We start from the raw sequence: 19,063 nt of genomic DNA on the forward strand, positions 1-19,063 counted from the left end.
CTCAGACGGCCTTGGTGACAGTGACGCCTAGGCGTTTGAGGGAGAGGGCCAGGGCATCGGCAAGGTTGGCCTTGGTGACCACACCTTGCAGGTCGAGGCCCAGGTGCACGATGGTCTGGGCGATCTGCGGGCGCACGCCGCTGATAATGCAGTCGGCACCCATCAGGCGGATGGCCGTGACGGTTTTGAGCAGGTGCTGGGCGACCAGAGTGTCGACGGTCGGCACGCCGGTGATGTCGATAATCGCGATTTCAGCACCGGTGTCGACGATGCGCTGCAGCAGCGATTCCATCACCACTTGGGTGCGTTGCGAGTCCAGGGTGCCGATCATCGGCAGGGCCAGTACGCCATCCCACAGCTTGACCACCGGCGTGGACAGCTCCAGCAGTTCTTCCTGCTGGCGCTTGATCACCGACTCGCGGGACTTCTGGAAGGTGCGGATGGTGTGCATGCCCAGCGCGTCGAGCAGTTCGGAAATCTTCAGCAGTTGTTCGGCAAGCTGCGCCGGTTGCTCGGTGTACACGCGCTGCAGCAGGGCGAACAGCGGGCCTTTGAGGGCAAAGATGAAGCTGGCGGTTTGCTGCGAGTCCTGGCCGGCGAGGGCGCGACTGTGGGACAGTTTTTCCAGGAATACTCGCGTTTCTGCCCAGTTTTCATGGTCGGTGTTCTGCGAGCCGCCTTGTTGCAGGGCAGTCGCCAGCAGGTTCAGGAACTCCTGGGTTTGCTGTTTGACGTCGTCGCCCTTGATGTTGCGCGTCGCCCCCGAAGTCTCGAGGCTGGCATTCCATTCGGCAAGGAGGGCGCTTTGATTGTCTTGCAGTGCCTGAATAGTGTTCGTTTGCAGAGTTGCCACGGGTAACCTCCATGAATGCCATCGATGCGAATCGCGCAATTTATACTAATTTGATCTGTTTAGAATTGTTTCAGACGTACTCGTTCGCAGCCGGCGCAGGGAAACGACGATTGCGCTCTGGAACTATAGATTGATACCCCTGATCGGCCAGTGACTCTCCTCGACACCCATACCATAATGCCCACCATCCCGACGACTCTGGCTTCTTTCCCGTGATCATCAACTTCGACCTCAACGACCTCCAGGCTTTCCGCGCCGTGGTAGACAAGGGCAGCTTTCGCGGCGCCGCCGAGGCCATCCGTATCTCACAACCGGCCCTGAGCCGGCGGATCGAAAAGCTCGAGACCGCCCTCGATGTGAAGCTGTTCGAACGCACCACCCGGCGTGTCAGCCTGACCATGGTCGGCCGCGCGTTCCTGCCCCAGGTCGAGCGCATGCTCGATGACCTCGACGTGGCGCTGATGGGCATCAGCAATGTGGCGTCCACGCGCATGGGCAATGTCACCATCGCCTGCGTGCCGTCGACCGCGTATTACTTCATGCCCCATGTGATCTCCGAATTCCACAAGCTGTACCCGAAGATTCGCCTGCGGGTGCTGGATGCCAGTGCCGGCGAGGTGTGCAATGCGGTGGAGAGTGGCGAGGCGGATTTTGGCGTAAGTTTCAGCGGCAGCCTGGCCGATGAAGTGGAGTTCGAACTGCTGCTGCAAGAGCGCTACGTGCTGGCCTGTCGCCGCGACCACCCGCTGGCCCAGCGCGACAGCGTGACCTGGGTCGAGGCCTATGAGCACGACTACATCACCGTGGACAAAACCTCCGGCAACCGCTTCCTGTTGGACCAGGCGTTGCGCGGCGTGCGGGTTAAAAAGCCGAGTATCTGTGAGACGCACCACGTGACCACGATGATCGGGCTGGTGGAGGCGGGGTTGGGCGTGGCGATGGTGCCGTCGATTGCGATGCCGTCCACGGAGCACCCGATCCTGGTGAGCGTACCCCTGGTGGAGCCGCAGGTGATGCGCAATGTGGGCTTGATCAAACGCCGCGGGCGGACATTGCCGCCGGCGGCGCTGGAGTTGGAGCGGTTAGTGCGGGAGATGCCGTTCCGCTCAGCGTGACACCGAGTCCAGGCCGGTGGATTGCACCACCGGTTGTGCCTCGGGCGAGGCCAGGTAGCGCAGCAGCGCCTTGGCCTGCGCCGGGTGTTCGGCGTTGACCGGGATGCCGGCGGCAAAGCGCGTTACCGATTGCACATCTTCCGGGATCTTGCCGACGTAAGTCACACCTGGCACTGGCAACAATTCCGCCACCTGTTGCAAGCCCACTTCGTAGTCACCCTTGGCAACCTGCTCGGCCACCGGAAGGCGTTCGATCATGGTGCCCTTGGCGGGCATGCCGAGCTTCTTGAACAGCTCTTTCTCGACGTACACACCGCTGGCGCTGTCCGAATAGGCCACCGACTTGGCATTGCTCAGGACGGCCTTCAATTCGGCATCGGTGCCGATAGCCGGCTTGGCCGCGCCGGCCTTCACCACCAGGCCGATGCGCGAGTCTGCCAATTCCACGCGGGAGGCTGGGTCGACCTTGCCCTGCTTGATCAGCTCATCCAGGGCGTAGCCGACCATGATCACCACGTCGGCGTGTTCGCCACGGGCCAGGCGGTTGGGAATCGCTTCCGGCGCCTTGCCCATGGACGGGCCGAGGATGGTGTCGAGGCTGTCACCGCTTTGCTTGGCGTACTGCGGGCCGAGCAATTTATACGCGGCAGTGAAGCCGCCAGAGGTCATCACCTTGAGCTGTTCGGCCTGGGCCGTCAGCGCCAGGGCGCCGAGGGCCAGGGCCGTCAGGGTCTTGAACAGTGCCTTCATTGCGCTGCTCCCTGCATCACCTGCCCGCGAGCGTTGGCGCGGCGATACAAGGCGAGGGTCGAGCACAGCGCGCACAGTGCGGCGAACATCATCCAGTAGGCTGGCGACGCCTTGTCTTCGGTGATGTGAATAAACCAGGTCGAGATCGCCGGGGTGAAGCCGCCGAAGATCGCGGTCGCCAGGCTGTAGGCCAGGGAGAAGCCCGCCACGCGTACTTCCACCGGCATGATTTCGGTCAGGGCCGGGATCATCGCGCCGTTATACATGCCGTAAAGGAAGGAGAACCACAGCAGGGTTTCCAGCATATGGGCGAAGCTTGGCGCGTTTACCACGTAGGACAGCGCTGGGTAAGCTGTGAGAACGGTCAGCACGGTCATGGCGATCAGTACCGGCTTGCGACCGAAACGGTCACTCAACGTACCGCCGATCGGCAGCCAGACAAAGTTCGACACCGCCACCAGCAAGGTCACCAGCAAGGCATCCGAGGTGCTCAGTTGCAGCACGGTCTTGCCGAAGGTCGGCGCGTACACGGTGATCAGGTAGAACGCGGTGGTGGTCATGGCCACCATCAGCATGCCGCCGATGACCACGGTCCAGTTCTTCACCAGGGTCGCCATCACTTCGCGCATGGTCGGGCGATGCTTGCGGTTGGCGAACTCTTCGGTTTCCTGCAGGTTGCGCCGCAGGATAAAGATGAACGGGATGATCACGCAGCCGATGGCAAACGGAATGCGCCAGCCCCAATCGGCTACCACGGCCGGTTCCATCCACACGTTCAGGCCATAACCCAGCGCGGCGGCGACCACGATGGAGATCTGTTGGCTGCCCGATTGCCAACTGGTGTAGAAGCCTTTGCGGCCGGGGGTGGCCATTTCGGACAGGTACACCGACACACCGCCCAGTTCCGCGCCGGCCGAGAAGCCCTGCAACAGGCGGCCCAACAGCACCAGCAAAGGTGCCCAGAGGCCAATGGTGTGATAACCGGGCACCAGCACGATCAGCAGCGTGCCGCTGGCCATGATCGACAGGGTCACGATCAGCCCTTTGCGGCGACCGACGTCATCGATATAGGCACCCAGGATGATCGCGCCCAATGGACGCATCAGGAAGCCCGCGCCGAACACGGCGAAGGTCATCATTAATGATGCAAACTCATTAGCGGCAGGGAAGAACGCGGCAGCGATGTAGGTGGCATAAAAACCGAACAGGAAGAAGTCGAACTGTTCGAGGAAGTTGCCCGAAGTCACGCGGAATACCGCACCAACTTTCGAACGGGCAGAGTCGGGCCGGGTAGGGCTAGTCATGGTTTTGTGTCTCCAGCGTTCTTTTTAAAGTGCTTGTTTCGCTTAAGACTTGGAATAGTGGCTGACACATTTAGAAATGATAAGTGACAAATTTGGATGGATTGATGTTTATTGGCTATCAATCGGCTCTAAGCCAAAACCGCATCGGCTGTTCTATGCTGAAGACGTGACCAATTCTTACGGATGGGAGGTGGCAATGGCTGACCAACACACACCGCAGGACGCACCGGAGCGCGAGCGACCCCGGCGGCAGGAGGAAGAAAAACCGCAGACCTGGAAGCATCCCGATGACGGGACGGAGCTGTCCGAGCGCGACCAGGAACGTCCGCTCAAGCCCTGACCTCAAGCTCAACACCACCCAACTGTGGGAGCGGGCTTGCCCGCGAATGCGGTGTGTCAGTCAACTAATGTGTCGGCTGATCCACCGCTTTCGCGGGCAAGCCCGCTCCCACAATTGTTGTGCGCGCGCATCAGTCTGGGAAACTATTTGACATATTTGATTTGTGATCACATATTGAGGCCATAAGAACGACAACACAGGTTTTGCCTCATGACAGATGGTCCGCTCCTCTTGCCCACCCTGCGCCAGGTGTCCCGCGATACCTTGCAAGACCAGGTCTATCGCCAGATCCGCGAAGCCCTGATGAGTGGCCGTTTCCAGCCCGGCCAGAAACTCACCATCCGCGGCCTCGCCGAAGCCCTCGGTTCCAGCCCCATGCCGGTGCGTGAAGCCCTGCAGCGCCTCAGCGCCGAAAACGCCTTTGAAGTCACCGAAACCTCGCGTCTGCGCGTCCGCTTGATGACGGTCGAACGCCTGCGGGAAATTCGCGATGCACGGGTCGCCCTCGAAGGGCTCCTGGCGGAAAAAGCCGTGCTGCTTTTGCAGAAGGCCGACCTCGATGAAATCACCGACCTGTGCCAGCAAATGCAGCACGCCGCCGACGAAGTCGACGTGTCCCGCTACCTGTGGACCAACTTTGCCTTTCACCGGCGCATCTACGCCGTGGCCCAGGCCGAGTTGACCATGGCCGCCGTGGAAAACTTCTGGCTGCACATGGGCCCGTGCTTCGCGCTGGTCGCCCCGGATAAAGCTCACCTGCAACGCTCGATGGAGGCGCACACGCGCATTGTCGAAGCCCTGGCTGCCCGTGATGGCGCTGGCGCACGCGCGGCGGTGACCGATGACATCATGCAGGCCGCCGATTCCCTGGCGCGCCTGCTCGTCAAGAACGACCGTGCGCGGTCGTCTGCTTCAGGAGGTAAACGTGCATGAGTGTCCTACAACGGCTGCAGCCCTATCCTGGGTTACGTGTGTTGATTTCCGGCGGGGCTGCCGGCATCGGTGAAGTGTTGGCGGCGGCGTATCTGGAAGCCGGTGCCCAGGTGCATGTGTGTGATGTAAGCGAGCCGGCCCTGGCCGCGTTTCGCGACAAATACCCAGGCACCGTCGCCACCCGTGCCGATGTCAGCGATGCCGCACAGATCGAAGCGGTGTTCCAGGTGCAGCGCGCGCATTTCGGCGGCCTCGATGTGTTGGTCAACAACGCCGGGATCGCCGGGCCCACTGGTGGCATCGATGCGATCAGCGACGCCGAGTGGCAAGCCACCATCAACATCAATCTCACCGCGCAGTACCGGTTTGCCCACCACGCGGTGCCGATGCTCAAGGAATCGTCCCACGGCCATCTGCTGCATATCGCCTCGGTGGCGGGGCGCTTGGGCTACGCGTGGCGCACGCCCTACGCGGCGACCAAATGGGCGATTGTCGGCCTGATGAAATCCCTGGCCTCGGAGCTGGGCGAGAGCGACATCCGCGTCAATGCCTTGCTGCCCGGCATCGTCGAAGGCCCGCGCATGGACGGCGTGATCCGCGCGCGTGCGGAGCAGGTCGGCGTGCCCGAAGCCGAGATGCGCCAGGAATACCTCAACAAGATTTCCCTCAAACGCATGGTCACCGCCGAAGACGTGGCAGCCATGGCGCTGTTCCTCTGTTCACCCGCCGCACGCAACGTGACCGGCCAGGCGATCAGCGTCGACGGTAACGTCGAGTACCTGTAAGCCACGGAAGAACACATCGCGCTGCACCCAGGATTTTTTTCATAAGAATAAAAGTCGGAGATTCGTCATGTCCAAAAATCGTCCTGTCATCATCACCTGCGCCGTCACCGGTGCGATTCATACGCCGTCGATGTCGCCGCATTTGCCCATCACTGCACAGGAAATTGCCGACGCCGCCATCGGTGCCGCCGAGGCTGGCGCCGCGATTGTCCACCTGCATGCCCGCGATCCGATTGATGGCCGTCCCAGCCAGGACCCGGCGCTGTTCGCCGAATTCCTGCCGCACATCAAGGCCGCCAGCGACGTGGTGATCAACATCACCACTGGCGGCGCGCCGACCATGGGTGTGGAAGAACGCCTGCAGCCGGTGATGCAGTTCAAGCCAGAATTGGCCTCGCTGAACATGGGCTCGATGAATTTCGGCCTGTACGAAATGCTCAACCGCTTTACCGAGTTCAAGCACGACTGGGAGCGGCCGTATTTGGAGGACAGTGACGACCGGATATTCCGTAACACCTTCCGCGACATCACTCACATCCTCAATTCCTGCGCCGAAAACCGCACGCGTTTTGAGATCGAGTGTTACGACATCGGTCACCTGTACACCGCCGCGCATTTCCTGGAGCGCGGCCTGCTCAAGCCGCCCTTGTTTATCCAGTCGGTGTTCGGCCTGCGCGGCGGCATCGGCGGCCACCCGGAAGACCTGGCGCACATGCGCCGCACCGCCGACCGCCTGTTTGGCGACGACTATGTGTGGTCGATCCTCGGCGCCGGGCGTGGGCAAATTCCGCTGGCGACCATGGGCCTGTCCATGGGCAGCAACGCCCGTGTCGGCCTGGAAGATTCGCTGTGGGACGGCCCGGGCAAGCTGGCGGCTTCGAATGCCGACCAGGTACGGCGCATTCGTACAGTGATCGAAGCCCTCGGCCACCGGGTCGCCACGCCGGATGAGGCGCGGGAAATCCTCGGGCTCAAGGGGCGCGACCAGGTCAACTTCTAACCCGACAAACCGCCGCGTCAAGGCGCGGCCTGCATCCCGCACAACAACAATAAGGGGATCACACCATGCGTATCGAAGTGCTCGTCGACGTCAAGACCACCCTGGGCGAAGGCCCGGTGTGGGACGTCGAGCAACAACGCTTGTATTGGATCGACAGCGCCGACGGCCGCATCTTGCGATGCACCGACGACGGTCGCGAGCTGCGAGCCTGGGACGTGGGCCAGAAGATCGGCTCCATGGCCCTGCGCCGCCACGGTGAGTCGGCTATCGTCGCCCTGCAGAACGGCGTGCACACCCTCGACCTCAACAGCGGTGAGCTCAACCTGGTCATCGACCCGGAACCGCACCTGCCCGACAACCGCCTGAACGACGGCAAGGTCGACCGCCAAGGCCGCTTTATCTTCGGCTCCATGGACACCCAGGAAGACAACGCCAGTGCCAAACTCTACCGGCTTGATGCCGACCTGAGCCTGCACACCCTGGACGAAGGCATCATCGTGTCCAACGGCCCGTGCTGGAGCCCATCGGGTGAAACCTTCTACTTCTGCGACACCTGGTCCGGCGAGATCTGGGCCTACGACTACGACCTGGCCACCGGCAGTGTCAGCAATCGTCGCACCTTCGCCAAGGTCGACACCTCCGGCGGGGGCGCCGCCGATGGTTGCACCGTGGATGCCGAAGGCTGCCTGTGGCAGGCGCTGGTCTACGCCGGAAAACTGGTGCGCTACACCCCCGATGGGCACGTCGACCGCATCATCCAGATGCCGGTGAAAAAGGTCACCAGCCTGACCTTTGGCGGGCCGAATCTCGACACCCTGTTTGTGACCTCCATGGCCAAGCCGCCGCTGCCGCGTTTTCCGGCAGACGGCCAGCAGCGCGGAGCGCTGTTCGCCATTACCGGGTTGGGCGTGCAAGGAATAGCCGAGCGACGGTTCGCCAGCTAGCGCGTGTGTGTGACAAGGCATATTCCTTCGCAACCTTGTGTCAGTGCGCGCCCTCGCGCGCCTGGAGAGGCCCATGGCAACTATAAAAAAAGCGTCGCTGCGCAGCATTCACCGGCATTCCTGGGTGTCGCTGCTGGTCTGCTGGATGATTTGGATCCTCAACGCCTACGACCGTGAGATCGTGCTGCGCCTGGGGCCGACCATCTCCAAGCATTTCGATTTATCCGCCGACCAATGGGGCACCGTGGCCACGGTGGTCATGCTGGCCCTGGCGCTGCTGGATATTCCCGGGTCGATGTGGAGCGACCGCTACGGTGGCGGCTGGAAACGTGCGCGCTTCCAGGTGCCGCTGGTGCTGGGCTACACCGCGATTTCGTTCCTGTCCGGCTTCAAGGCGTTGAGCGGCAACCTCGCCACTTTTATTTCCCTGCGCGTCGGCGTCAACCTCGGCGCCGGCTGGGGTGAACCGGTGGGCGTGAGCAATACCGCCGAATGGTGGCCGGTGGAGCGTCGCGGCTTTGCCTTGGGCGCGCACCACACCGGCTACCCGATTGGGGCGATGCTCAGCGGTATCGTCGCGAGTTTCGTCATCACCGTGTTTGGTGAGGAGAACTGGCGCTACGTGTTCTTCTTCGCCTTCGTGGTGGCGTTGCCGCTGATGATCTTCTGGGCGCGTTATTCCACCGCCGAGCGCATCACCGCGCTGTACGTCGACATCGCCGCCAAAGGCATGACCCCGCCGGACAACGCCCCGGCCAGTTCGGTGAAAGGCGAAGCCTGGCGCACCTTTGTCGCCACGTTGCGCAACCGCAATATCGCCCTGACAGCGGGCAATACGATGCTCACCCAAGTGGTGTACATGGGCGTGAACATCGTGCTGCCGGCCTACCTCTACAACATCGCCGGGTTATCGCTGGCCGAGTCGGCGGGGATGAGCGTGGTGTTCACCCTCACCGGCATCCTCGGGCAACTGGTGTGGCCGTCGCTGTCGGACATCATCGGGCGGCGCACCACCCTGATCATCTGCGGGCTGTGGATGGCGGCGAGTGTTGGCGCGTTCTACTTCGCCAACACCCTGACGTTGATCATCGTCGTGCAACTGCTGTTCGGCCTGGTGGCGAATGCGGTGTGGCCGATCTACTACGCGGTGGCCTGCGACTCGGCAGAGTCGTCGGCGACCTCCACCGCCAACGGCATCATCACGACGGCAATGTTCATCGGCGGCGGCCTGGCGCCGGTGCTGATGGGCAGCATCATCGCCATGGGCGGCGGCTGGACCACGCTGCACGGCTACACCCTGTGCTTCTTCGTGATGGCCGGCTGCGCCCTGGGCGGCGCACTGCTGCAACTGTTTTCCCATCGCCCCCAGGCGCTGGTTGTGCAACTCGACTCCTAGAACAACACCGATGCGCCCCCCAGCCTGGCTGGCGGGGCGCCAAGAGGAATTGCCGATGACTACCGTCCCCCACGCCCGCGAGCCGCAGGCGTTGAACAAACTGATGTTCGTCAAGCTGATGCCCTTGCTGATCATCGCCTACATCCTGAGCTTCCTGGACCGCACCAACATCGCCCTGGCCAAGCATCACCTGGACGTCGACCTGGGCATTTCCGCCGCGGCATACGGGCTGGGCGCTGGGCTGTTTTTCCTCACTTATGCGCTGTCGGAAATCCCCAGCAACCTGATCATGCACAAGGTCGGCGCCCGCTTCTGGATCGCGCGGATCATGGTGACCTGGGGCCTGATCTCGGCGGCCATGGCCTTTGTGCAAGGCGAGACGTCGTTCTACGTGCTGCGCCTGTTGCTGGGCATTGCCGAGGCCGGTCTGTTTCCGGGCGTGATGCTGTACCTGACCTACTGGTTCAACCGTGAACAACGGGCGCGCGCCACCGGCTATTTCCTGCTCGGCGTGTGCTTTGCCAACATCATCGGCGGCCCGGTGGGTGCGGCCTTGATGCGCATGGACGGCATGCTCGGCTGGCACGGCTGGCAGTGGATGTTCCTGCTCGAAGGCCTGCCAGCCGTGGCGTTTGCCTGGGTGGTCTGGCGCAAATTGCCGGACCGTCCGAGCAAGGCGCCGTGGTTGTCGGCCGAGGAAGCGCGCGGGATCGAACAGCGCATTGCGCTGGAAACCGAAGAGGGCGCAGGCGAGGGGGGCCACTCGTTGAAAAACTGGCTGACCCCGCAAATCCTGCTGGCGATCTTTGTGTACTTTTGCCATCAGATCACCATCTACACCGTGATCTTTTTCCTGCCGAGCATCATCAGCAAGTACGGCGAATTGAGCACCATGAGTGTTGGCCTGCTGACCTCCTTGCCTTGGATCGCGGCGGCCCTCGGCGCAGTACTGATCCCGCGTTTTGCCACGACGCCGGGTCGCTGTCGGCGGTTGTTGGTCAGCGGGCTGCTGACCATGGCGCTGGGGTTGGCCATCGCATCGATGTCGGGGCCGGTGTTCAGCCTGCTGGGCTTTTGCCTGTCGGCGGTGATGTTCTTTGTGGTGCAGTCGATCATCTTTCTGTACCCGGCTTCACGCCTCAAGGGCGTGGCACTGGCGGGCGGCTTGGGCTTCGTCAACGCCTGCGGGTTGTTGGGCGGGTTTGTCGGGCCGTCGGTGATGGGCGCGATCGAGATGAGCACCGGCAATGCGATGAACGGCTTGAAAGTCATCGCGCTGGTGTTGGTGGTAGCGGCGCTGGCGGCCTTGCGTCTGCGCCAGGGCCAGGAGGAGGCTCAGACCAGTAACGAGGTGGGAAACCCGGAAGCCAGCACCAGGTAGGCCACGACCGCCGCCAGGCATAAGCCGACGAATACGCGCAGTAATGTCCTGGCGGTGGGATGGGCGATGAACTTGATGGCCCAGAGCAAACACCCGCCGAGCAGGAGGCTCAGGGCAAGAATGACCAGCACGTTGGTGTTCCTGCGACCTTAGAGAGCTGATTTATAGTCGCAAAGCCGCTGGATGAACAGTGCGCACATAGACGCAGGCCCCCGCGCTTTCTAAACTGCGGCTTGTCTTGGGGAAAGGGGCAGGCGCCGATGAATCGCAATGAATTACGCAAGGCCGACATCAACCTGATGGTCGTGTTCGAAGCGTTGATGCTCGAGCGCAACGTGACGCGGGTGGCGGAGAAGCTGTTTCTCGGCCAGCCGACCATCAGTTCGGCCCTCAACCGCTTGCGCACGCTATTCAACGACCCGCTGTTCATTCGCGTCGGCCACCGCATGGAGCCGACGGCGCGGGCCGAGGAAATCATCCAGCACCTGTCGCCGGCCCTGGATTCATTGTCGTCGGCCTTGAGCCTGACCCACGATTTCGACCCGTCCATCAGCACCATGACCTTTCGCATCGGCCTGTCCGACGATGTCGAGTTCGGCCTGTTGCCGCCGTTGCTGCGCGCCTTGCGCCAGGAAGCGCCGCAAGTGGTGTTCGTGGTGCAGCATGTGGACTACTGGCGCATTCCCGACCTGCTGGCCTCTGGCGATATCACCGTCGGTATCACCCAGACCCGTGGCCTGCCGGCCAATGCCAAGCGCAAGCTGCTGCGCCATATCCGCCCGCGCTTGCTGCGCGCCGATGCCTCGGACACACCGCTGACCCTTGATGAATATTGCGCGCGGCCCCATGTGCTGGTGTCACACACCGCCAACGTGTCCGGGTTCGCCGATGAGTGGCTGGCGGAAATCGGCCGCAAGCGTCACGTGGTGCTGTCGGTGCCGCAATACAGCGCGCTGCCGGCGTTGTTGGCCGGCACTGACCTGATCGCCAGCCTGCCGGACTACACCGCCGAGGCCATGGCGGTGTCGGGCCAACTGTTCTGCGAGCCGTTTCCGTTCGAGACACCGACCCTGGATTTGTCCATGGTCTGGCTCAGCCATGTCGACACCGACCCGGCCGAGCGCTGGGTGCGTTCGCGCCTGGAAGCGTTCATGAGCGACCGAGGGCTGGCGGCCAAGCCCTGACTGACAGCGCTTTCATGCCTGGAGCAAGGGGCGCTGTGATATACCTACGAACCTTCCTACATCAAACATGGAAACTGCCATGCCGCACATGTACCTGGAATACACCGCCAACCTCACAGGCCTTGCTGTCGAGAAGACCCTGTTGCGGCTCAATAACGTGCTGATGGTGTCCGGGCAGTTCGCATTCGAATCCGATATTAAAAGCCGTGCCGTCAAGGTCGAGAGCTTCCAGGTGGGAACCTCCCTCGCCCCGCGTGGTTTTATTGCGTTGAGGCTGTCACTGCTCAGCGGGCGGTCGGTGCAGGTCAAGCAGCAGCTGTCGGAAAGCCTGCTGGCGGCGTTGCAGGACCTTGGGGATTGGCCGGCGGATATACAGGTTCAGCTGAGTGTCCAGTTGGTAGACATGGACCGCGAGTCCTACACCAAAATCGCCATTGGCTGAGGCTTACAACAGCCCCTGATCCGCACACACCTTGACCACCTGCTCACGAAACCAGGTATTGGCACTGTCCTGTTCACTGGTTTCATTCCACTGCATCTCTAGGGTGAACCCCGGCAAGCCGTTGGGTGCTTCGCAATGGCCGAACACCGTCGGCGGCGCCAGCAGCTTTTGCACGCGGCGTGGCAGGGTGACGATGAAGTCGGTGCCGGTGATCATTTTCAGCGCCGCGCTGTAGCTATTGGCGCGGGCGACCACTTGGCGCTTGTGGGCCTGACGCGCCAGCCAGCCGTCGATCATGTTGGTGTCGGAGGTCCACGGCGTGGGGAACACATGGCGCCGCTCGACGAAGGATTGCAGGCTGAAAGCCGGCTCCCGTGGGGCCGAGCGCTTGTCGAAGACGCACACCAGGTCGTCCTCCAGCAGCATCTGGGTGCGGAAGTCCTTGTGGGCGCGGTGGAAGTTGGGGCCAAAGCAGATCACCAGGTCGAGGCGACCGTCACGCAGGTCATCGGCGGGGATGTCGGTTTCCAGTTTCTGCACATTGACGATCACCGGCAGGTCGGCGCGGTCGAAGTTCTTCAACAGCCGCGGCAGGATCAACTGTTCGAAGTATTCCGGCGCGCAGACATTGAAGGTCACGGCTTTCTGGGTCGGGTCGAAGGCCTGGCCACCGGCGTGGCACAGGTTGATGCTTTCGAGGATTTTCTGCACATGGCCATACATGGTGGTGGCCTTGTAGGTCGGCCGCATGCCCGCCCGGGTATTGATAAACAGCTCGTCTTCAAAGCTGATGCGCAGCTTCTTCAGGCTGTAGCTCACGGTGGACTGGCTGACAAACAACGTTTCGGACACCTCGGTAACGCTGCTCTGGTCGTAGACGGCGATAAACACCATCAAGTCCTGCATATCGAGCTTTCTGAGCAAGTTACTGTTTAACATCGGTTTCGTCCGTAAACCTGTTGTACCGAACTTCAGTACAAGACAACGCAAAAGCTTAACGGAACGAGCGTGCCATTAGAAAGCTCTGTAGGGCGTTTCTATGTTTGGCGTGAGACAAATACTTTTTGCAACACGACGTCAGCGGATATGCCTTGCGTAATGCCGAGGGTCGAAGCGCGTGACGATCAGCAGCATCACCACGATCACCGCCGTCAGCAACCACCAGGCCCATTCGAAGCTCCCCAGTTGGTCGCGGATCATCCCGGCGATCAGCGGCGACAGCCCGGCAATCAGATAGCCGATACCTTGCACAAATGCGGTGAGGCCTCCGGCGCGGCGGGGGCTGTCCAGGTGGTCGAGGGACAGGATCAGGCTCATCGGGAACAGGCCGCCGATGCCCAGGCCCAGCAGGCACGGCCACAACAGGCTCAGGTGGTGCGGGCTGAGAATCAGGCCGCAGAAACCGAGGATGATCAGCACCAGCAACACGGCCACTACACCGCGTTTATCCTGGCGACGGTTGGCGATGGCCGGCGTGATCAATCCGGACACCACTTCCATGGCTGTCAAGAAACCCAGCAGCAACCCGGCATTCTGTTCGCTCCAGCCTTGCTCCACGTAGTACGGCGCCAGCCAGGCGAGTACGCAGGTGTAGGACGCGGTACCCAGGCCGAAGAAGATCGCCAGCAACCAGGCGCGGCCATTGCCGAAAAACGATTCTTGAGGGCCGGCGCCGGCTTGGGGCAGGGGCGGCAGCGCCGAGCGCTGCGCATACCAGAACACCAGGGCCAGCAAGGCGAGCACGGCCCAGATCGCCAGGCCGATGCGCCAACTGCCGGTCTGCGTTTGCACAAATGGCGCGAACGACGCCGCCAGTGCCGCGCCGCCCATGATCGCGGTGACATAGAGGCCCATGAACAGCGAGACGTTGTCGCTGAACCGCGACTTGATCAGCGCCGGCATCAACGCCTGGATCATCGCAATCCCCACCCCGGCGGCGATGGCGCTGACGATCAATTCCAGCGCCGAATCGAGGAACAACCGTGACAGCGTGGCGACGCCAATCACCAGCAACGACACCACAATGCTGCGGTGCTCGCCAAAGCGCTTGGCCAGGCCCATGCCAAAGAACATCGCCACGCCCATGGCCATTACCGGCAACAGGGTGAGCAAGGCTGCGCTGCTGAAACTCAATGGCACATCGGCGCGGATCGATGACAGCAGTGGGCCTATCGCCGCCATTGACGGGCGTAGGTTGAGGGCGACCAGTACGACGCTGATCATCAGCCAGAGGGCGGTGGTGGGTTTGGTGTGGACGGTTTCCATGGGACGGCCTTGAGTGAACAAGGGGGCATCAGGCCATGGGTGGGGGAGTGGGGCAAATGAGAAAGTCGCAGGGGCTATCTAAAAATTGCAGGCGGGCGGTCTGATACGACGTCGATCCAATGTGGGAACTTGCTTGCCAGCGATGGCGGCCCGACAGCCGACCACGCTCTGACTGTCCCCTCGCGATTCAAAAATGTGGGAGCTGGCTTGCCTGCGAAGACGGCCTAACAGCCGACCACAATCTAACTGTCCCCCCGCGATCCAAAAATGTGGGAGCTGGCTTGCCTGCGAAAGCGGCCTGACAGCCGACCACAATCTAACTGTCCCCCCCCCCGCGATCCAAAAATGTGGGAGCTGGCTTGCCTGCGAAAGCGGCCTGACAGCCGACTACAATCTAACTGTCACCCCGCGATCCAAAAATGTGGGAGCTGGCTTGCCTGCGAAAGCGGCCTGACAGCCGACCACAATCTAACTGCCACCCCACGATCCAAAAATGTGGGAGCTGGCTTGCCTGCGAAGACGGCCTAACAGCCGACCACACTCTAACTGTCACCCCGCGATCCAAAAATGTGGGAGCTGGCTTGCCTGCGAAAGCGGCCTGACAGCCGACCAAAATCTAACTGTCCCCCCGCGATCCAAAAATGTGGGAGCTGGCTTGCCTGCGAAGGCGGCCTGACAGCCGACCACAATCTAACTGTCCCCCCCGCGATCCAAAAATGTGGGAGCTGGCTTGCCTGCGAAGACGGCCTGACAGCCGACCACAATCTAACTGTCCCCCCGCGATTCAAAAATGTGGGAGCTGGCTTGCCTGCGAAGGCGGCCTGACAGCCGACCTAGATGTTGGATCTTACCGGGTACATATCCGTTATTTAGGTAAGGGCTGCTATGGGTTCCGCCCTTACGGCGGCTCACTTTTGAAAAGCGCAAAAGTAAGCAAAACGCTCTTGCCCCAACACTCGGCACCTCGCCTAGGCTCGGTGTGCCCGTAATCCGACAGGTATTTGGGGGGCCGCCGCCACGCGCCATCCATGGCGCGGGGCGGCTAAACCGGCATCCCTGCCGGTTTACCCCCCAAATCCCTGTCGAATTCCGGCCAGCGTGTTTGACGGGGCGCCTGAGATCAAAAGCAGGATCAAGATCAAGATCAAGATCAAGATCAAGATCACGAGCAACAGCGGCTCGCTTCGCATTGTGGTTAGGTTAGTTGGAGCTGATTACGTGTTTGATCTCTTGAAACGTGGCGAGTCCCCACGGGCCTAGTTCGCGGCCGATGCTGCTTTGTTTGTAACCGCCCCACGCGGTCTGCGGGAAGATGACTTGCGGTGCGTTGATCCACACCAGGCCGGCTTGCAAGGCATTGGCGACGCGTTCGGCGGTCTCGGTATGGGTGCTGACGACGCTGGCGACGAGGCCGAACTCACTGGCATTGGCCAGGGCGATGGCGTCTTCCTCAGAGGCAAAACGGCGGACACACAGGACTGGGCCGAAGATTTCTTCGTTCCACAGTGCGCTGTCCAGTGGCACATCGGTGAACACGGTGGGGCGAATGAAGAAGCCCTTGGGCAAATCTGCCGGGCGTTTACCGCCGCAGAGCAAACGGGCGCCGTCTTCGATGCCGCGCTGGATATGCCCCAGCACCCGCTGATACTGCACGCGGTTGATCAGCGCGCCCATTTCTACTCCATCGGCAAAGGGGTCGGCCACGCGAATGCTTTCAGCGCGTGCCTGCACACGCCGCAGGAATTCATCCGCCAGGCTGTCAGCCACCAATACGCGGCTGGTGGCGGAGCACATCTGGCCGGCGTTGAAAAATCCGCCGCCACAGGCCAGTTCCACCGCGAGGTCCAGGTCGGCATCCGCCAGCACCAACAATGAAGATTTGCCGCCCAATTCCAGGCTCACGCCCTTGATGGTTTCGGCCGCGCGTTGCATCACCTGCACGCCGACGGCGTTACTGCCGGTGAAGGAGATCTTCGCGACGCGAGGGTCTGCCGCCAACGGCGCGCCGACGTCCAGGCCTGTGCCGCAGACCAGGTTGAATACCCCAGCCGGCACGCCGGCCTCGGCGATAATCCGCGCCAATTGCAACTCGGCCAAGGGCGTGACTTCCGACGGTTTGAGCACCACGCAGCAACCGGCAGCCAGGGCCGGGGCGAGTTTCCAGGCGGTGGTCACCATCGGGAAATTCCACGGCACGATCAGCCCCACCACGCCGCACGGTTCACGGCGCAGGCGTGCGCGGAAGTTGTCACTGGGCAGCGTCACCGCACGGTCCTGGCCGGCGTCCATGTCGTCGGCTACCGTGGCGTAATACTCGAAGGTGGCGATCACGTCGTCCACATCGATCGCGGCTTCAAACAGCGGCTTGCCGTTATTGCTCGACTGCAGGTGCATCAGTTGTTCACGCTGCTCGCTGACGCCCTGGGCGATCTTGCGCAGCAGGGCGGCACGATCGCGGCCGGTGCTTTTCGACCAGTCGCCAAAGGCTGCGCTGGCGGCGCCGACCGCCCGCTTCACTGCCAGCGCATCGCCCACGCTGACCTGGGCCAGCAGCGCCTCGGTGGCCGGGTTGATCACCTCAATGACGTCATGACCGGCATGCCACGCGCCGTCGATGTAGATCCCGTTCAATACCGCGCTCATACCGCCACCTCCTTCATCCACAGCCCTTGGTCGATTTCGATCAGCGTCGGCCCCTGTCGATCGGCGGCGCTGCGCAATGATGTGCGCAGTTGCTCGATGCCCTGGATGCTTTCGGCTGTACAGCCCAGCGCCTTGGCCACGCCGATGAAGTCCGGGGTGTAGATGTCCACGCCGACCGGCTCGATGGCGCGGTTGAGCATGTATTTCTTGATCTCTTCATAGCCGTGGTTATTCCACAGCAACACGATGACGGGCGTGCGCGCTTCCACGGCGCTGGCCAGTTCCGGCAAGGTGAATTGCAGGCCGCCGTCGCCGATCAGGCACACCACCGGTTGCCCGTCGCCGCGTCCCAGCCAGGCGCCAATGGCAGCGGGCAGGGCATAGCCGAGGGTGCCGTAGCCGGTGGACGAATTGAACCAGCGGCGTGGGTGGTCGAGGTTCAGGGTGAGGTTGCCGCTGTACACCGGTTGGGTCGAGTCGCCGACCAGCACGGCGTTGGGCAATGTCTCCAGGACGGTAGTGAGGAACAGCGTTTGCGCGCGGGTGGCGGCGTCCCAGGCAGGGTTCAGCTCGGCCCACAGGCGTGCCACACGGTCAGCGCCCCAAGCACTGTTGCGTGGCGGCAATGGCTGGCTGCTCAGCTCGGCGAGCAAGGCTTCGGCGGCAATGTGCGCATCGGCTACCAAGGCGACGTGCGGCGGGTAGTTGCGCACGGTCTGGTCCGGGTCGATGTCGATACGCAGCAAGGCCCCGGGAATCTCGAAGCCGCCGGCGAAGGTGACGTCGTAGTCGGTTTCCGCCAGCTCGGTGCCGATGGCCAGCACCACGTCGGCTTCGGCCACCAGCGCGCGGGTGGCGACCAGGGTCTGGGTCGAGCCGATCAACAGCGGGTGGCGGGCCGGCAGCAGGCCTTTGGCGTTGATGGTGAGGGCCACGGGCGCGCCGAGCGCTTCGGCCAATTGCGTCAGTGCGGGTGCGGCGTCGATGGCGCCGCCACCGGCGAGAATCAAGGGCCGCTTGGCGGCGGCGAGCAACTGGCTCATCTGCTTGACCGCCGACGGCGCCGCACCGGCACGGGCCACGCTGACCGGCTCACTGCCCAGCAGTGCATCGGCATTTTCCACCAGTACATCCAGCGGGATTTCGATGTGCACCGGGCGGGGGCGTCCGGCCTGGAACAACGCAAACGCCCGCGCCAGCACACCGGGCAATTCCGCCGCCGACATCAAGGTATGGGAGAACGCCGCCACGCCGGCAATCATCGCGCCCTGGTTCGGCAGCTCATGCAACTTGCCGCGCCCGCCGCCCAATTGGCTACGTGACTGCACGCTGGAGATCACCAGCATCGGGATCGAGTCGGCATAGGCCTGGCCCATGGCGGTGGTGATATTGGTCATGCCGGGGCCGGTAATGATGAAGCACACGCCGGGCTTGCCACTGGTACGCGCATAACCGTCGGCCATGAAGCCGGCGCCCTGTTCGTGGCGCGGGGTGACGTGACGGATGCTGGAGCGGGCCAGGCCGCGGTACAGCTCCACGGTGTGCACGCCGGGGATGCCAAACACCTGGTCCACGCCATAGCCTTCCAGGAGGTTGACCAATACTTCGCCGCAGGTCGCCATACATGTCGCTCTTATTGTTGAGGTAAGGCGTTATTGGACCGGCTGGCCCGTAGCGGCAACAATCGATAAAAAGTCATACTAGCCATGTCCTCACGTCATGGCTCAG

The 19,063-nt window shown here is 62.4% G+C and carries 18 protein-coding genes; 10 read left to right on the forward strand and 8 right to left on the reverse strand.

All coding sequences use genetic code 11. The features are described from left to right. Nucleotide 1 precedes the first annotated feature (1 nt). On the reverse strand, nucleotides 2-853 hold the full coding sequence (locus tag KUA23_RS07545; RefSeq protein WP_078047369.1) for an STAS domain-containing protein: 852 nt from the start codon (nucleotides 851-853) through the stop codon (nucleotides 2-4). 212 nt (nucleotides 854-1,065) lie between these two features. Here KUA23_RS07545 and KUA23_RS07550 point away from each other — a divergent pair, with 212 nt between their 5' ends. Beyond that, nucleotides 1,066-1,968 (forward strand): LysR family transcriptional regulator, encoded by a 903-nt coding sequence (locus KUA23_RS07550; protein ID WP_078047370.1) that lies wholly within the window; start codon nucleotides 1,066-1,068, stop codon nucleotides 1,966-1,968. On the opposite strand, the gene KUA23_RS07555 is transcribed toward KUA23_RS07550, so the two are convergent. Both KUA23_RS07555 and tcuC read right to left on the reverse strand, forming a co-directional pair. Further along, nucleotides 1,960-2,718, reverse strand: coding sequence for a substrate-binding domain-containing protein (locus tag KUA23_RS07555; RefSeq protein ID WP_100491305.1), 759 nt, complete (start codon nucleotides 2,716-2,718; stop codon nucleotides 1,960-1,962). The two genes, KUA23_RS07550 and KUA23_RS07555, sit on opposite strands and share 9 nt — an antisense overlap. After that, nucleotides 2,715-4,022 carry an MFS transporter gene (gene tcuC / locus KUA23_RS07560; RefSeq protein ID WP_252993667.1) on the reverse strand — a complete coding sequence of 436 codons (1,308 nt, stop codon included), beginning with the start codon at nucleotides 4,020-4,022 and terminating at the stop codon, nucleotides 2,715-2,717. The genes KUA23_RS07555 and tcuC overlap by 4 nt, the downstream gene beginning before the upstream one ends. A 196-nt stretch (nucleotides 4,023-4,218) precedes the next feature. Between tcuC and KUA23_RS07565 the strand changes: the two genes are divergently transcribed. The 7 genes from KUA23_RS07565 to KUA23_RS07595 all read left to right on the forward strand — a co-directional run bounded on the left by KUA23_RS07565 (nucleotide 4,219) and on the right by KUA23_RS07595 (nucleotide 10,801). Beyond that, nucleotides 4,219-4,362, forward strand: coding sequence for a hypothetical protein (locus KUA23_RS07565; RefSeq protein WP_164403684.1), 144 nt, complete (start codon nucleotides 4,219-4,221; stop codon nucleotides 4,360-4,362). Nucleotides 4,363-4,572: 210 nt separating this feature from the next. Then, nucleotides 4,573-5,295, forward strand: coding sequence for a GntR family transcriptional regulator (locus tag KUA23_RS07570; protein ID WP_078047374.1), 723 nt, complete (start codon nucleotides 4,573-4,575; stop codon nucleotides 5,293-5,295). Further along, nucleotides 5,292-6,080 carry an SDR family oxidoreductase gene (locus KUA23_RS07575; protein ID WP_078047375.1) on the forward strand — a complete coding sequence of 263 codons (789 nt, stop codon included), beginning with the start codon at nucleotides 5,292-5,294 and terminating at the stop codon, nucleotides 6,078-6,080. The genes KUA23_RS07570 and KUA23_RS07575 overlap by 4 nt, the downstream gene beginning before the upstream one ends. Nucleotides 6,081-6,147: 67 nt before the next feature. Continuing rightward, nucleotides 6,148-7,080, forward strand: coding sequence for a 3,5-dioxohexanoate:acetyl-CoA acetone transferase (gene kce / locus KUA23_RS07580; RefSeq protein ID WP_099492551.1), 933 nt, complete (start codon nucleotides 6,148-6,150; stop codon nucleotides 7,078-7,080). 65 nt (nucleotides 7,081-7,145) lie between these two features. Then, nucleotides 7,146-8,024 carry an SMP-30/gluconolactonase/LRE family protein gene (locus KUA23_RS07585; protein ID WP_078047377.1) on the forward strand — a complete coding sequence of 293 codons (879 nt, stop codon included), beginning with the start codon at nucleotides 7,146-7,148 and terminating at the stop codon, nucleotides 8,022-8,024. A gap of 73 nt (nucleotides 8,025-8,097) precedes the next feature. Beyond that, nucleotides 8,098-9,420, forward strand: a complete 1,323-nt coding sequence (locus KUA23_RS07590; protein WP_252993668.1) for an MFS transporter — start codon at nucleotides 8,098-8,100, stop codon at nucleotides 9,418-9,420. A 55-nt stretch (nucleotides 9,421-9,475) separates the two neighbouring features. Further along, entirely contained in the window at nucleotides 9,476-10,801 is a 1,326-nt protein-coding gene (locus tag KUA23_RS07595; RefSeq protein ID WP_078050881.1) for an MFS transporter, read from the forward strand. Here the strand turns inward: KUA23_RS07595 and KUA23_RS07600 are convergent. Next, nucleotides 10,756-10,932 (reverse strand): hypothetical protein, encoded by a 177-nt coding sequence (locus tag KUA23_RS07600; RefSeq protein WP_177326536.1) that lies wholly within the window; start codon nucleotides 10,930-10,932, stop codon nucleotides 10,756-10,758. The two genes, KUA23_RS07595 and KUA23_RS07600, sit on opposite strands and share 46 nt — an antisense overlap. 129 nt (nucleotides 10,933-11,061) lie before the next feature. Here KUA23_RS07600 and KUA23_RS07605 point away from each other — a divergent pair, with 129 nt between their 5' ends. Both KUA23_RS07605 and KUA23_RS07610 read left to right on the forward strand, forming a co-directional pair. Then, nucleotides 11,062-11,985 (forward strand): LysR substrate-binding domain-containing protein, encoded by a 924-nt coding sequence (locus KUA23_RS07605; protein WP_078047379.1) that lies wholly within the window; start codon nucleotides 11,062-11,064, stop codon nucleotides 11,983-11,985. A 79-nt stretch (nucleotides 11,986-12,064) separates the two neighbouring features. Next, nucleotides 12,065-12,427 carry a 5-carboxymethyl-2-hydroxymuconate Delta-isomerase gene (locus tag KUA23_RS07610; protein ID WP_252993669.1) on the forward strand — a complete coding sequence of 121 codons (363 nt, stop codon included), beginning with the start codon at nucleotides 12,065-12,067 and terminating at the stop codon, nucleotides 12,425-12,427. A gap of 3 nt (nucleotides 12,428-12,430) precedes the next feature. Here the strand turns inward: KUA23_RS07610 and KUA23_RS07615 are convergent, their stop codons facing one another. The 4 genes from KUA23_RS07615 to KUA23_RS07630 form a co-directional block, all read right to left on the reverse strand. Further along, a complete protein-coding gene (locus tag KUA23_RS07615; protein WP_078047381.1) occupies nucleotides 12,431-13,366 on the reverse strand; it encodes a LysR family transcriptional regulator in 936 nt (311 codons plus the stop codon). A gap of 138 nt (nucleotides 13,367-13,504) precedes the next feature. Next, nucleotides 13,505-14,692: a cyanate transporter gene (locus KUA23_RS07620; RefSeq protein WP_252993670.1), complete on the reverse strand. Its 1,188-nt coding sequence runs from the start codon at nucleotides 14,690-14,692 to the stop codon at nucleotides 13,505-13,507. Between the two features lie 1,200 nt (nucleotides 14,693-15,892). Further along, complete coding sequence (locus KUA23_RS07625; RefSeq protein ID WP_252993671.1) at nucleotides 15,893-17,335, reverse strand: aldehyde dehydrogenase family protein; 1,443 nt, start codon at nucleotides 17,333-17,335, stop codon at nucleotides 15,893-15,895. After that, entirely contained in the window at nucleotides 17,332-18,957 is a 1,626-nt protein-coding gene (locus KUA23_RS07630; protein WP_252993672.1) for a 5-guanidino-2-oxopentanoate decarboxylase, read from the reverse strand. Before KUA23_RS07630 ends, KUA23_RS07625 begins: the two co-directional genes overlap by 4 nt. Nucleotides 18,958-19,063: the final 106 nt, after the last annotated feature.

It is taken from the genome of Pseudomonas pergaminensis (assembly GCF_024112395.2).
GTDB lineage: Bacteria > Pseudomonadota > Gammaproteobacteria > Pseudomonadales > Pseudomonadaceae > Aquipseudomonas > Aquipseudomonas pergaminensis.